The organism is Nocardia alba NBRC 108234 (assembly GCF_001612665.1).
In the GTDB taxonomy this organism is placed as follows: domain Bacteria; phylum Actinomycetota; class Actinomycetes; order Mycobacteriales; family Mycobacteriaceae; genus Nocardia; species Nocardia alba.
This window is the reverse complement of record NZ_BDAX01000001.1, coordinates 356974-370043: the sequence shown is the minus strand read 5'-3', so window position 1 is coordinate 370043 and position 13070 is coordinate 356974. Positions and strand designations below refer to the sequence as shown.

Sequence of the window (13070 nt, the reverse complement as noted above, 5' to 3'; positions counted from 1 at the left end):
CAGTAGCGGGGTTCTCAGCTGTTCGAAGCAGCGGTGCCCGGCGACGATCCGGGCGCATCCTGGACCGGGGAGCCGAACTGGCGGATCTGGGGAATCGTGGTGACGACATGCGCGACAGCACGCTCGCTCAGGCAGACGTGGCGGTGGGCGACGTCGCCGGGAAAGCGGGCGAAATCCCCCGCGGCGAGTTCTACGCTGTCGTCGAGGGGGCCGGTGCGCATCTTCCCCGTGATCACGTAGACGTGATGCAGGGTGCCCAGCGGATGCGGTTCGATGATCCGGGGCTCCTCGGCCGCGCGTTCGAGCCGCAGCACCAAGGTGCGGACGTGACCGGAACCGTAGGTGTCGTCCAGCATTCGCTCGACGCGACCGTCGTGGTCGGTCCAGATGCTGTCGGCGCCGCGTTGCACGTAGACCGGGGTGCCCCACTCGGTCAGCAGTCGGCGCGTGGAGACATCGAGGGCGGTCCCGAGCTGGGACAGGGTCTCCACGGTGGGATTGCCGATGCCCTGTTCGATCTTCGACAGGGTTTGTTTCGACAGTCCGGAGCGGCGCGCCAAGTCCCCGAGGGACATGGCGCGCTCCATCCGGTAGCGCCGGACATTGCGGGCGACGAGTTCGTTGTCGCTGGTCGGTCCGTCGGTTCCGGTACGCATGTCGCCATTATCGACGAACACACGCTGTCCGAGGCTCATCGTGGGCTCGTTGTGCTCATCCGGCACCTACTCCGACGTAGTCCGTCGCGGCGGATCGCGCGGCGACGATGTCGAGGGCGATGTCGACGATCATGTCTTCCTGCCCGCCGACCAGGCCCCGCTGCCCGGCTTCGAGCAGCAGGGTGCGTGCGTCCACCTGGTAACGGGTGGCAGCGATTTCGGCGTGGCGCAGAAACGACGAATAGACGCCCGCGTATCCGAGGGTCAGAGTTTCGCGGTCGACCTGGACCGAGCGGTCCCGCAGCGGGCGGACAAGGTCGTCGGCGGCGTCCTGGAGGGCGAACAGATCGCAGCCGTGGTTCCAGCCGTTGATGTCGGCGACGGCGATGAAGGCTTCGAGTGGGCAGTTGCCCGCACCCGCACCTTGGCCGGCTAGGGACGCGTCGACCCGGGTGACACCCTCCTCGACGGCGATGACGCTGTTGGCCACCGACAGTGACAGGTTCTCGTGGGCGTGGATACCGATTTCGGTGGCCGGATCGAGCACGTCACGATAGGCGCGTACCCGGTCTCGGACGCCGTTCATCGTCAGGCGGCCGCCGGAGTCGGTGACATACACACAGTGCGCGCCGTAGGACTGCATGAGCGCGGCCTGGGCAGCGAGCCGAGCCGGTTCGGCCAGGTGGCTCATCATCAGGAACCCGGAGACGTCCATGCCGAGTTCTCGGGCGGTTGCGATGTGCTGGGCGGAGATGTCCGCCTCGGTGCAATGGGTGGCGATACGCACGGATCGAACGCCGAGGTCGTAGGCGCGACGCAGGTCGGCGATGGTGCCGATACCGGGCAGCAGCAGCGTGGTGAGAACGGCATCGGTGACGCTCCCCGCCGCCGCTTCGATCCATTCCCAGTCGGTGTGGCTGCCCGGCCCGTAGTTCAACGAACCACCGGCCAAACCGTCTCCGTGGGCGACTTCGATGGCGTTCACGCCCGCGGCGTCGAGGGCGGTGACGATCGCGGCGACATCGGCGGGATCGATGCGATGCCGGATCGCGTGCATGCCGTCGCGCAGGGTGACGTCCTGGATGTAGAGCTGCTCGGTCACGAATGCACCTCGGCGATCGGAGAAGTGGCCGCGACCGTGGCAGCGGTGCGGGCGGCGATGGATTCGGCAACCCGCAGCGCGGCCGAAGTCATGATGTCGAGATTGCCCGCGTAGGCGGGCAGATAGTGCGCGGCGCCTTCGACCTCGAGGAACACCGATACCCGGGTGGTCACGGCGACGCTGTCCGCGGTGGTCAGCGTGTACACGGGTTCGTCGTGGGCGATCTCGCTGAACTGGACCTGCTGCTTGAGCCGATATCCGGGCACATAGCGGGCGACACGTTCGACCATCGCGGCGATCGAGTCCCGGATGGCGTCGTGGTCGGCGTCGCCGATGAGGCAGAACACGGTGTCGCGCATGATCATCGGCGGTTCGGCGGGATTGAGGATGATGATCGCCTTGCCGCGTGCCGCGCCGCCGACGGATTCGATGGCGTGGGAGGTGGTTTCGGTGAATTCGTCGATGTTGGCGCGGGTGCCGGGCCCGGCCGACTTCGAGGAGATGGAGGCGACGATCTCGGCGTACGGTACCCGCGTCACCGCGGAGATCGCGGCGACGATCGGGATCGTGGCCTGTCCCCCACAGGTCACCATGTTGAGATTGTCGGCACCGAGATCGAGATGGTGATCCAGGTTGACCGGCGGCACGACGAAGGGCCCGATCGCAGCCGGGGTCAGATCGATGAGGGTCTTGCCATGGGGGCGTAGCTTTTCGGTGTTGGCGAGGTGTGCCTTGGCCGAGGTCGCGTCGAACACGATCTCGATCTCGTCGAACCCGGGCAGAGCGATCAGTCCGTCGACACCGTCGGCGGTGGCGGCGATCTTCAGGCGGCGGGCACGAGCCAATCCGTCGGAATCAGGATCGATACCGACCATCGCCGCGACTTCCAGGGTTGATGAGAGTCTCAGCACTTTGAACATCAGGTCGGTGCCGATGTTGCCGGATCCGATGATGGCCACTTTGGTCTTGCCGGTCATGAACTTTCCTTCCCGGAGAAGGTGGCGGTGACCGATCCGAACGGTTCGATGACGGCCTCGACGTGGGAGCCTGCGGGGGTGGGCGCCATCGGGCCCAGAGCTCCCGAGAGGATGACCTGTCCGGCGCGCAGGGGGTCACCGTAGTCACGAGCGGTGCGGGCCAGCCATGCCAGCGCGTTGAGCGGATCGCCAAGGCAGGCGGCGCCGGTGCCGCCGGAAACCTCGACCCCGTCGACCGACATCCGCATGCGTACTTCGCGGGGTTCGAATTCGGCCAGCGTGAGGCGGGTTTCGGCGAGGACGAACAGTCCACTCGAAGCGTTGTCGGCGACGGTGTCGGTAATGGTGATGTCCCAGTTCGCGATCCGGCTGTCGACGATCTCGAGCGCGGCCACGGCATAGGCGACCGCGGCCCGGATCTGTTCGGGGCCGAGGTCACCCTCGACCAGGTCCTCGCCCAGAACGAACGCGACCTCCGCTTCTGCCTTGGGTTGCAACAGCCGCCCTGAGGGAACCTCGGCCAGTGCGCTGACATCCATGTCCGCGAACAGGACACCGAAATCGGGTTGGTCGACCCCGAGTTGGGCCTGTACCGCGGGCGAGGTGAGTCCGATCTTGCGGCCGACGACGCGCGCGCCCGAGCGCAGGCGGCGAGCAGTGAGTTCGGCTTGGACCGAGTACGCGCTCGCCAGATCATCGGGGGCGAACAGCGCCCGAATCGGGGCACTGGGTCGCCGCGTTGCCGACGCCACGTCCAGGAGATCGGCGGCGCGCAGTACTGCGTCGGTGTCTACGGTGCTGATGTTCACGGGCTGATCGGTTCCTTCGGTCATCGACGGCTCGCGGTCGTTACGGCGAAGCCCGCGATCCACTCCGGGATGGCTTCGTAGAAGCGGTAGCCGAGCTCGTAGTCCCCTCCGGCCGCGAGCGCGGAATAGGCCGCGATCCAGGTGCGCACTTCGTGGGCGGACCCGCCGCCCTGCTGGGTCATCCACTCCACGCTCCAGTCGTCGAATCCGGCGAGCGCGTTGTCCTGCAGAAGGTCGAGCAGATGGTTGTCCCAGGCGGAATTGATGGGGGTCATCGTCGCGATGCCGGCGGCGTAGTCCCGGCCTGCCTGTACGACCCGTTCCTCGCCTTTGGCGCGTTGCTCGGGAGTCGGTGGTCGACCCTCGATGAGTGCGTCGGCGACCCTGGGCGGAGCCCCGGCGAGCACGGGAACGGGTGGATCGTGAGACAGGCCCCCCGAGCCGAGGAACAGCACACGCCGGTCGAGTTCTTCGGCGGCGTGCCCGATCGCGGTACCCAGCGCGCGGATACGGCTGACCGGGCACAGCGGGGTGGCGACACCGTTGACGAAGACCGGAATCACCGGCACGGCATCGATGCCACCGAAGAGCATCTCCAGCGGCTGGGCGAAGCCGTGGTCGACCGTCATCCGGGACGAGACGGTGAGGTCGATTCCGCGGGCGAGCACTCCCGTGGCGAGGTGCTCGGCGGCGGCGGTGTCCACCGACAGCTTTCCGGCGGTCGAGCCGAAGTCACCGACCGCGTGGGCTTCGGTGGCCAGGCAGAAAGGCGGCATCTCCTTGTAGAAGAAGCCGTTGTAATGGTCCGGGGCAAACAACACCACCAGGTCCGGGGCGAACTCGGCGATGTGTGCCCGCGCGGCCGCGATGGCGGCGTCGACACGGGACAGCACCTCGGGGGCTGGATCGTTCTTGCCGATCAACGGGGAATGGGACAGGCCGATGGCCGCTGCGCTCATGAATGCTCCTGGGGTGCGGCGCGGGTCAGGATCGCGGGGCGGGAGGGTGGACGACGACTTTGCCGGTGACTGTGCCCTCGACCATCAGCTGGAAGCCCTTGTGGATCTCGGCCAGCGGCAGCGTGCGGTCGATGACAGGGCGCACACCGGTGGCCTGCATCATGCGCAGCATGGCGACGAGTTCGGTACGGGTGCAACCGGTGGATCCGAGAATGCGCTGCTGAAGGTAGAAGATCCGGTTCAACGACGCTGACGGGTCACCACCGCTGGTAGCACCCGCGACGACGATCGCGCCGCCGGGTCGCAGCGATTTCAGGGAGTGCTCCCAGGTCGCCGCACCGACGGTTTCGATCACGACATCCACGCGTTCGGGCAGGCGCTCGCCTGTCGGCACAGCGGCATGCGCACCCCACGCCAGCGCGGCCGCGCGCTTGTCGGCGCTGCGGCTGGTGGCGTAGACGACCGCGCCGGCGGCCGCGGCGAGTTTGATCGCCGCGGAGGCGACACCGCCGCCGGCACCCTGGACCAGGACACGGTCACCGGGCCGGATCTCGGCCTTGGTGAACAGCATTCGATAGGCGGTGGTCCAGGCGACCGGCAGGCAGGCGGCCTCGTCGAAGGACAGCCAGTCCGGTTTCGGAACGAGGTTGCGGCGCGGGACCGAGACGTACTCGGCGAAGGTGCCGTCGTAGCGCTCCGACATGAGCGCGCGGCCGGGATCGAGGGTCTCGTCGCCGCCACCGGCGTCCGCGTCGGCAATCACCGGGTGCACGATGACCGGATTGCCGTCACTGTCGTAGCCTGCGGCGTCGCAGCCGAGCACGATCGGCAGCCGGTCGGCGGGATGGCCGACTCCGCGCAGGGTCCACAGGTCGTGCATGTTGAGCGAGGTCGCGACCACCCGGACCGAGGTCCAGCCGGGTTCGGGCTGGGGCAGATCGACTTCGTGGACCACCAGACCCGAGAGCGGGTCGTCGTAGTTCTGGGAGAGGGCCTGTGCTGCGAGCATGGTCTCACCGTCGCCCGCCGGGTGGGTTCGGCGACAGCGTCCGTTCCGCCCTGCGGCACGGTTGCTGGAATCAGGGCGCCGATCGGACTGTGCTGGAGACCATGACCTCCACCATCGAACCCACTTCCGGTCGTGACCCGGCCTGCGCGACTCCGTGTGGTGCGTTGCGGCGTCCTGCCGATCTGGTCCGGACCGTCGATGTGTCAGGGCTGGTCGACGCGCGGGGCGGACTGCTCGACCGCGCGATATTCACCGACGAACAGCTCTACCGCCAGGAACTGCGCCGGGTCTTCGCGCCCAGCTGGCTGTTTCTGGCCCACGCGGACCAGTTCCATAAACCCGGCGACTTCTTCACCACCTACATGGGCGAGGACCCGGTGATCGTCGTCATGGACAAGGGCAGGCGTATCCGCGCCTATCTCAATTCGTGCAGACACCGAGGTGCGCGGGTGTTGCGTGCCGATGTCGGCGCGACCCGCAACTTCACCTGCACCTATCACGGCTGGGCTTACGACCTGGACGGCAAGCTGGTCTCGGTACCCAACCGCGAGGGCTATCCGGACTCCTTCGATACCGACGACTGGGGGCTGGTCGAGGTACCGAATGTCGACTCCTACCGCGGCCTGATCTTCGGGACCTGGAATCCCGATCCGGTCGGGCTGCGCGAGTCGCTCGGCGATATGGCCTGGTACATGGACGCCATGTTCGACCACGACGACGAAGGCACCGTAGTCGTCGGCGGAGTGCACAAATGGGTGCTCGACGGCAACTGGAAGCTGGCGGCCGAGCAGTTCGCCACCGACTGGTACCACGTCAACATGAGCCACGCGTCGGCGCTCATGGTGCTGTCCCCCACGAAGAACCCCAAGACCGAGATCGTGCACCGCGCCGGTCGCCAGTACGTCGGTACCAACGGCCATGGCGCCGGGTTCCCGGTGCATCCGAAGAACCGGTTCAATGCCAAGACGGTGCACGAGTGGACCGACTATGACGCTCTACGTGAGCGCCTGGGTGACGCGCGCGTCGAGGGTCCGCTCACCGACGGCCACGCGACGGTGTTCCCGAACTTCTCCTACCTGCCGGTCATCGGCACCATCCGGGTCTGGCATCCGAAGGGCCCCGACCGGATGGAGGTGTGGTCGTGGACCGTGGTCGACAAGTCGATGCCGCCGGAAGTGCGTGAGGCACAACGGCTCTACAACCTGCGCACTTTCGGTCCCAGCGGCATCTTCGAACAGGACGACGGCGAGAACTGGAGCGAGGTGCAAGCGATCTCGCACGGATTCATCACCAACACCGTCCCGCTGAACTACCAGATGGGACTCGGGTCCGAACGCGAGGACGGCCGGCATCCGGGCACGACCAGCGAACTCTACAGCGACGCCGCAGGCCGAGCTTTCTACGCGCACTGGCGCGAGTTGATGAACACACCCGCCTGGCACGAGGAGCGCAACCAGTGAGCACCACCACCGGAATCCGGGTCGCCGCACTCGACGATATCCCCGTCGGGGAGGGGATCACCGTCGACAAGTCGATCACCGGCACCGACGACGACATCGCGTTGCTGCGCGACGACGACGGCACGGTTTATGCCCTCAACGACACCTGCCCCCACGAAGTCGCCTCGCTGGCCGAGGGCTGGGTCGAGGAGGGGTTCGTCGAATGCCCGATGCACTCGAGCAAATTCTGTCTGAGAACTGGTGCGGTGCAATGCCTTCCGGCCACCGAGAACGCCCGACCGCATCGGGTCGAGGTCCGCGAGGACGAGGTGTTCGTGTTCCCGAATCAGGCGCCGTGACCGCCGGCGTGGTGATCGTCGGGGGCGGCGTCGCCGGAGTGAGCACCGCCGCGGCCCTGCGCGCGGGTGGCTACACCGCAGAGGTCACGCTCGTCGACGCCGGGGAATTCCCCTACGACCGTCCGCCCCTGTCCAAGGACTACCTGGCCGGACGGGCGACGCTGACCGAGATCGCGCTGCAGCGGCCGGAGTGGTACGACGAGCACAAGGTGCGCTTGATCAACCGCCGCACCGTCTCCGCGTTGCGCCCGGGAACCGGGCAGGTCGAGTTGTCCGACGGCACCACCGTGACTGCCGACAGGGTCGTGCTCGCCACCGGCGGACATGCCCTGCGCCCGCCGATTCCGGGCGCGGACAGCGACCGGGTCCACGTCCTGCGGACCGCATCGGACGCCGACGCGCTGCGCGCGCGGCTGCGGCCCGGCGCGCGGGTTCTGGTCGTCGGCGCGGGACTCATCGGTGCCGAGGTGGCCTCCACCGCCATCTCGCTGGGATGCGAAGTACACGTGGTCGATCCGATCGCACCGCCGCTGGCCGCAGCGCTGGGCGACGACATCGCGACCTGGTTGCACGCACAGCACGCCGCCGCCGGGATCCGCACCGAGCAGACCGGTGTCACCGCCCTGCGCACCGACCCCGGCCGGATCCGGGTCGATTTCGCCAGCAACGACGACAGCCACGACTTCGATCTGGCCGTGCTCGGGGTCGGCATGGTTCCCGACACCACGCTGGCACAGGCCGTACGCCTCGACACCGACCGTGGCGTCCTCGTCGATGCCGCGCGGGTCACCAGCAACCCGTCCGTCCTCGCCGTCGGCGACAGCGCTCGGGTGCGTCGCGACGGCCGGCCGCTGCCACGAGTCGAACACTGGGAGGCCGCCCAGCGCGATGGGCAGATCGCCGCCGCGACGATTCTCGGCACCGCACCGCCCGCTTCGAGTGCGGCCTGGTTCTGGACCGATCGTCACGGGCTGCACGTCGAAGCGGTCGCGACAATGTCGGACGCCGAGACTGTCATTGTGCGAGGCGAACTCGGCACACCGCCGTTCTCGGCGTTCGGTCTCGTGGGTGATCGGGTCGTGGCCGCGGTCGCGGTCGGGGACTCGGTAGCCGTCCGTGCCGCGCGCAGGTTGATCGATCGGGAGATCGCGGTCGATCCGAGCCGGTTGGGCGACTCCTCGGTCGATCTGAAGAAGCTGGTACGCGGGTGAACATGCGCCGCGTCGTTGCCGAGAAGGGACATCGCAGACCGTGACCACCTCCACCGAACCCACCAGCGCGGGTGCTCGGGCCGACCGCGACATCCACTTCGAGGTCGAGCAGTTCTATTACCTGGAAGCCGAACTGCTGGACGAGAACCGCTTCACCGACTGGCTGGAGCTGCTCGCCGAGGACCTCGAGTACTGGATGCCCACCCGCACCAACAGGCTGCGGCGCCAGCAGGCGCTGTCGATCTCCGTTCGTGGCGAAGCCGCCTACTACGACGAAACCAGGGAAAGCCTGGCCTGGCGTATCCGCCGCTTCGACTCCGGGATGGCCTGGGCCGAAGACCCGCCCTCGCGGACCCGCCACCTCGTCACCAATGTCGTCGTCCACCATGTCGATTCCGGCGACCACCCCGGGTTCGAGGTCGAGGATCTGCTCGTGCGCTCGGCGTTCCTGGTCTACCGCAACCGGCTCGAGCGCGAAGAGAACGTTTTCGCCGGGCAGCGCACCGACATCCTGCGCCGCACCGATGCGGGCCTTGTCGTCGCCCGCCGCACCATCCTGCTGGACCAGAACATCCTGCAGGCCAAGAACATCTCCACCTTCTTCTGAACCGAAAGGCGAAAGCCTGTGTCCGACAACGATGTCCAGCTGTCGCAGCACGACCTCGCGCTCACCCGGCGCACCATCGAGACCACCAGCGGTCCGGTCTCTGTCGCCGAAACCGGGGCAGGCCCGGTCCTGGTCATGCTGCACGGCGGCGGCCCCGGCGCGTCCGGAGTCAGCAACTACCACCAGAACCTGCCCGAACTCGCCCAGCGGTTCCGCGTGATCCTGCCCGACCAGCCCGGATTCGGCGACAGCTACCGTCCCACCGAAGCCGATCTCGATGAGCGCTCCATCACCGAGATCACCGTCGACGCCCTGTTCCAGACCTTCGACGCGCTCGATATCCAGCGATTCCACCTGCTCGGCAACAGCCTCGGCGGTGCCGCGGCGATCGCCATGGCCCAAACCCAGCCCGAACGCGTCTCCGGTCTGGTGCTGATGGCTCCCGGTGGCGGCTGGCTGCCCTTCGGGCCGACACCGACCGAAGGTCAGAAGGAGATGTTCCGCTACTACAACGGCGGTGGTCCCACCGAGAAGAAGATGGCGAACTTCATCCGGACCATGGTCTTCGACCACAAGCAGTTCGGGGCCGAGGTCGTCCGCGCCCGCTACGAGTCCTCTCTCGACGAGAGCCACATCGCCTTCTACCACCGCTACAACGCCGCCTTCGGCAAACGCCACGGCATGGACCCACTGTGGCGTGCGCTGCACAAGATCACCGCCCCTACCCTGCTGCTGTGGGGCCGCGACGATCGCACGATCACCCTGGACGGGGCACAGATCATGCTCAAGAACATCCGCGACGTGCAGATGCACATCTTCGGCAACTGCGGGCACTGGGTGCAGCTGGAACGTGCTCGCGAGTTCGAGCGCCTCGTGACCGCTTTCCTGGGAGACCGGGCGTGACCGGCTGGCTCGACGGCTACGTCGCCCTCATCACCGGCGGCGGCTCCGGCATCGGCCGCGCCGTCGCCGAGCGGTTCCTCGCCGAAGGCGCGTCGGTCGCCATTCTCGGCAGAGACCGCGCGCAACTCGACGCAGTCGTCACCGAATCCGCCGACCCGGACCGCATGCTCGCCGTCGAGGCCGATGTCCGCGACGCCGACGCACTGCACGCCGCCGTCGCCGGCACCGTGCACCGATTCGGCAAACTCGACACCCTCGTCACCAACGCCGGAATCTGGGACTACAAGCGTGCCATCACCCGCTTCGACGCGAACACACTGTCCAGCACCTTCGACGAGGTGTTCGCTGTCAACGTCAAGGGCTACCTGCTGGCAGCGGAGGCAGCCTGGCGCGAGCTGGTGAAGACCAGGGGCAGCATCGTCATGACACTGTCCAACTCCTCGTTCTATGTCGACGGTGGCGGCCCGATCTACACCGCGAGCAAACACGCCTGCCTGGGCCTCGTCCGCGAACTCGCCTACGAACTGGCGCCCAAGGTCCGCGTCAACGGCGTCGCCTGCGGCGGCATGAACACCGACCTGCGCGGACCACAGTCCCTGGACATGCAGGAGCGCTCCCTCGCCGCGTCCTTCGCCAAACGCACCGACGCCACGCCACCCCCACCGATCCCACTGCACGACTCCAGCACCGACCCGCGCGACTTCACCGGTTCCTACGTCCTGCTCGCCTCCCGCGAACAGAGCGGGCCCATCACCGGGCACGCGATCTCCGTCGACGGCGGCATCGGGGTACGCGGCTTCGCGACCGCCGCCGGCGGCGACCATCTCTAGACAACGCTCACCCGGAGCTCGAGGAGAACCATGATCACGGCACACCCGGCCAATTCCGGTGCCGCGGCGGACGTCAATCCCACCTACGCGATCCGCACCCACGCTCGCTATCAACCCGATGACATCGCCCTGCGCTACGCCGGTGGTGACTGGACCTATGCCCGCCTCGACGATCGTGTCGCACGTCTGACCACCCTGCTGGCCGCCGAGTCCGTCGATGAAGGGGACCGGGTCGCCTACCTGGGTCTGAACAGCCCGGCATTCCTGACGACGATGTTCGCCGCGTTCCGGCGCGGCGCGATATTCGTCCCGCTCAACTTCCGCCTCGCCGGTCCCGAACTCGCCGCGGTGCTCGAGCGCAGCGGCGCCACGGTGATCGTGTGCGAGCAAGGACACCGCGAGATCCTCGTCAGCGTCAGCGAACCGACATCGCTGACCACGTTCCTGCTCGTCGACGACGATCCTCAGGTACCCCCCGCGGACTCGGTCGGTGACCGGTGGCGGCCGTGGGGATCGCTACTCGCCGCTGTCGAACCCACACAGGAAGCACCGGCCCGCGGGTTCGACGACACGGCCATGATCATGTTCACCTCGGGAACCACCGGGCGGCCCAAGGGCGTCATCCTCACCTACGGCAACCTGTGGTGGAACGGGATCAACGTCGACGCTCGCCTGGACACCCGCCGCGGCGACATCACCCATGCTGTCGCGCCACTGTTCCACATCGGGGGACTCAATGCCCTCGCCCTGCGCACCCTGGTGCGAGGCGGCACGGTCGTGCTGCGGCGCGGCTTCGACCCCGCCGATTTCCTCGACGATCTTCACGAATTCGGCGTCAATTCGCTGTTCGCGGTCCCGGCTATGCTCGCCGCACTCGCACGCGTACCTGGTGTTTTCGACGATCCGCTGCCCGCGCTGCGCACCGTAGTCGTTGCCGCCGCGCCTGTTCCGCCGTCACTGATCGAGCTCTACGCCGAGCACGGCATCATCCTGCAGCAGGCGTGGGGTCTCACCGAGACAGCGCCCTTCGCCACCCATCTGCCCGCCGAACGCACCGCAGAGAAGCTGGGCTCGGCGGGAATTCCGATGGCGCACACGCAAGTACGCATCATCGAGCCCGGCGTCGGCGATCCGCTGCCGGCGGGTGTCAACGGCGAGATCGTCGTGCGCGGACCGAATGTCACACCCGGGTACTGGAACGATCCCACCGCCACGGCCGCGGCTTTCGATGCGCAGGGCTGGTTCCACTCCGGCGACATCGGCTATCTCGACGACGACGGCTACCTCTACATCGTCGACCGGCTCAAGGACATGATCATCAGCGGCGGCGAGAACATCTACCCCGCCGAGGTCGAACGCGCGCTGGCGGACCTGCCCGGACTGATCGACGTCGCCGTCGTCGGCGCCGAGCACCCTGAATGGGGCGAAACCGTCGTCGCTGTCGCGAGCGCCGGCGACGGCAATGTCCTCACGCTGGACCAAGTGCGCGACCACGCGGCGATCACGTTGGCCCGCTACAAACTGCCGACGCGCCTACTACAGGTCACGACTGTCCCCCGCAATGCCTCGGGCAAACTGGACAAACTCGCTGTCCGCCGAATGGTCGACGGCGCCCGGTGAGGACACCACCGCTGCCCGTCCCGTCGTTGCTGTCCCCCTGGGTCAGCGAGGTGCTGTCGCGCAGCACGACAACCGTCGTGCTCGTGGCGCGCCATCGCGACGGACGACTCGCGCATGTGCGCATTCATCGCTGCGCGGCAGGCCAACTGCGCGGTACCTACCCCGTGGGCAAGCACGACATCGAGGTTGGCATCACCGATGCCGACGGGGGTACCGCTGCGCTGTACCCCGATCTCCTCGAATCCGTCACGGCGGCCGTGGAAATCGCCGATCCTCGATGTCGCCGGATCATCGTCTCGCTGCCGGTGACCGCGGCCGACGAGATCGCCGCTGCCGAACAGGCGGGCCTTCGTCCCGTTGTCGAGGTCGACCTTCCGGGCGCTGAGCTGCTGTTGATGGTCGCGGAGCCGACGTGGATCCGCGACATCGACGGCACAGCCGACCATGTTCCCGGGACCTGACCAAACCCTGTCGTCACTTATAATTGACAGTTCGTCACTGTTGACTTACGGGTGTGATCCCGGTCATCATATGTCACATATAAGTGCCGGACTGATGCACTAAAAGTGACAGTACGGCGTCGAGCAAG

Annotated in this window: 14 protein-coding genes; 8 read left to right on the top strand and 6 right to left on the bottom strand. The window is 67.3% G+C overall.

Annotated elements, in window-relative coordinates; genetic code table 11:
* Nucleotides 1-14: 14 nt before the first annotated feature.
* Genes NA12_RS01735 through NA12_RS01710 form a run of 6 tightly spaced genes read right to left on the bottom strand, consistent with a single transcriptional unit; the run spans nucleotide 15 to nucleotide 5512 of the window.
* Nucleotides 15-656 (bottom strand): helix-turn-helix domain-containing protein, encoded by a 642-nt coding sequence (locus tag NA12_RS01735; RefSeq protein ID WP_067445265.1) that lies wholly within the window; start codon nucleotides 654-656, stop codon nucleotides 15-17.
* 55 nt (nucleotides 657-711) lie between these two features.
* Entirely contained in the window at nucleotides 712-1758 is a 1047-nt protein-coding gene (gene dmpG / locus NA12_RS01730; RefSeq protein WP_067445160.1) for a 4-hydroxy-2-oxovalerate aldolase, read from the bottom strand.
* Nucleotides 1755-2735, bottom strand: coding sequence for an acetaldehyde dehydrogenase (acetylating) (locus NA12_RS01725; protein WP_067445157.1), 981 nt, complete (start codon nucleotides 2733-2735; stop codon nucleotides 1755-1757). Before NA12_RS01725 ends, dmpG begins: the two co-directional genes overlap by 4 nt.
* Nucleotides 2732-3568 (bottom strand): 2-keto-4-pentenoate hydratase, encoded by an 837-nt coding sequence (locus NA12_RS01720; RefSeq protein ID WP_067445155.1) that lies wholly within the window; start codon nucleotides 3566-3568, stop codon nucleotides 2732-2734. Before NA12_RS01720 ends, NA12_RS01725 begins: the two co-directional genes overlap by 4 nt.
* The gene (locus tag NA12_RS01715; RefSeq protein WP_067445154.1) at nucleotides 3565-4503 is read right to left on the bottom strand and encodes a 3-carboxyethylcatechol 2,3-dioxygenase; all 939 of its coding nucleotides are present in this window, start codon (nucleotides 4501-4503) and stop codon (nucleotides 3565-3567) included. Before NA12_RS01715 ends, NA12_RS01720 begins: the two co-directional genes overlap by 4 nt.
* A 25-nt stretch (nucleotides 4504-4528) precedes the next feature.
* Nucleotides 4529-5512, bottom strand: coding sequence for a zinc-binding dehydrogenase (locus NA12_RS01710; protein WP_067445151.1), 984 nt, complete (start codon nucleotides 5510-5512; stop codon nucleotides 4529-4531).
* 101 nt (nucleotides 5513-5613) lie between these two features.
* Between NA12_RS01710 and NA12_RS01705 the strand changes: the two genes are divergently transcribed.
* The 8 genes from NA12_RS01705 to NA12_RS32915 are packed head-to-tail and all read left to right on the top strand — an operon-like array spanning nucleotide 5614 to nucleotide 12942.
* Nucleotides 5614-6972, top strand: coding sequence for an aromatic ring-hydroxylating dioxygenase subunit alpha (locus NA12_RS01705; protein ID WP_084472290.1), 1359 nt, complete (start codon nucleotides 5614-5616; stop codon nucleotides 6970-6972).
* Entirely contained in the window at nucleotides 6969-7310 is a 342-nt protein-coding gene (locus tag NA12_RS01700; RefSeq protein ID WP_067445149.1) for a non-heme iron oxygenase ferredoxin subunit, read from the top strand. The genes NA12_RS01705 and NA12_RS01700 overlap by 4 nt, the downstream gene beginning before the upstream one ends.
* Nucleotides 7307-8521: an NAD(P)/FAD-dependent oxidoreductase gene (locus NA12_RS01695; RefSeq protein WP_067445147.1), complete on the top strand. Its 1215-nt coding sequence runs from the start codon at nucleotides 7307-7309 to the stop codon at nucleotides 8519-8521. The genes NA12_RS01700 and NA12_RS01695 overlap by 4 nt, the downstream gene beginning before the upstream one ends.
* A gap of 40 nt (nucleotides 8522-8561) precedes the next feature.
* Complete coding sequence (locus NA12_RS01690) at nucleotides 8562-9128, top strand: 3-phenylpropionate/cinnamic acid dioxygenase subunit beta (protein WP_067445145.1); 567 nt, start codon at nucleotides 8562-8564, stop codon at nucleotides 9126-9128.
* Between the two features lie 39 nt (nucleotides 9129-9167).
* Nucleotides 9168-10031 (top strand): alpha/beta fold hydrolase, encoded by an 864-nt coding sequence (locus NA12_RS01685; protein WP_067445261.1) that lies wholly within the window; start codon nucleotides 9168-9170, stop codon nucleotides 10029-10031.
* Nucleotides 10028-10861 (top strand): 3-(cis-5,6-dihydroxycyclohexa-1,3-dien-1-yl)propanoate dehydrogenase, encoded by an 834-nt coding sequence (gene hcaB, locus NA12_RS01680; RefSeq protein WP_067445143.1) that lies wholly within the window; start codon nucleotides 10028-10030, stop codon nucleotides 10859-10861. The genes NA12_RS01685 and hcaB overlap by 4 nt, the downstream gene beginning before the upstream one ends.
* Nucleotides 10862-10891: 30 nt before the next feature.
* Nucleotides 10892-12481, top strand: a complete 1590-nt coding sequence (locus NA12_RS01675; RefSeq protein ID WP_067445141.1) for an AMP-binding protein — start codon at nucleotides 10892-10894, stop codon at nucleotides 12479-12481.
* Nucleotides 12478-12942: a hypothetical protein gene (locus tag NA12_RS32915; protein ID WP_084472272.1), complete on the top strand. Its 465-nt coding sequence runs from the start codon at nucleotides 12478-12480 to the stop codon at nucleotides 12940-12942. The genes NA12_RS01675 and NA12_RS32915 overlap by 4 nt, the downstream gene beginning before the upstream one ends.
* Nucleotides 12943-13070 lie beyond the last annotated feature (128 nt).

Excerpts from the sequence above, each read along its gene's own strand:
- NA12_RS01720 (WP_067445155.1), bottom strand. The coding sequence starts at position 3,568 with ATGACCGAAGGAACCGATCAGCCCGTGAACATCAGCACCGTAGACACC.
- NA12_RS01710 (WP_067445151.1), bottom strand. The coding sequence starts at position 5,512 with ATGCTCGCAGCACAGGCCCTCTCCCAGAACTACGACGACCCGCTCTCG.
- NA12_RS01725 (WP_067445157.1), bottom strand. The coding sequence starts at position 2,735 with ATGACCGGCAAGACCAAAGTGGCCATCATCGGATCCGGCAACATCGGC.
- NA12_RS01735 (WP_067445265.1), bottom strand. The coding sequence starts at position 656 with ATGCGTACCGGAACCGACGGACCGACCAGCGACAACGAACTCGTCGCC.
- NA12_RS01715 (WP_067445154.1), bottom strand. The coding sequence starts at position 4,503 with ATGAGCGCAGCGGCCATCGGCCTGTCCCATTCCCCGTTGATCGGCAAG.
- NA12_RS01705 (WP_084472290.1), top strand. The coding sequence starts at position 5,614 with ATGACCTCCACCATCGAACCCACTTCCGGTCGTGACCCGGCCTGCGCG.
- NA12_RS01675 (WP_067445141.1), top strand. The coding sequence starts at position 10,892 with ATGATCACGGCACACCCGGCCAATTCCGGTGCCGCGGCGGACGTCAAT.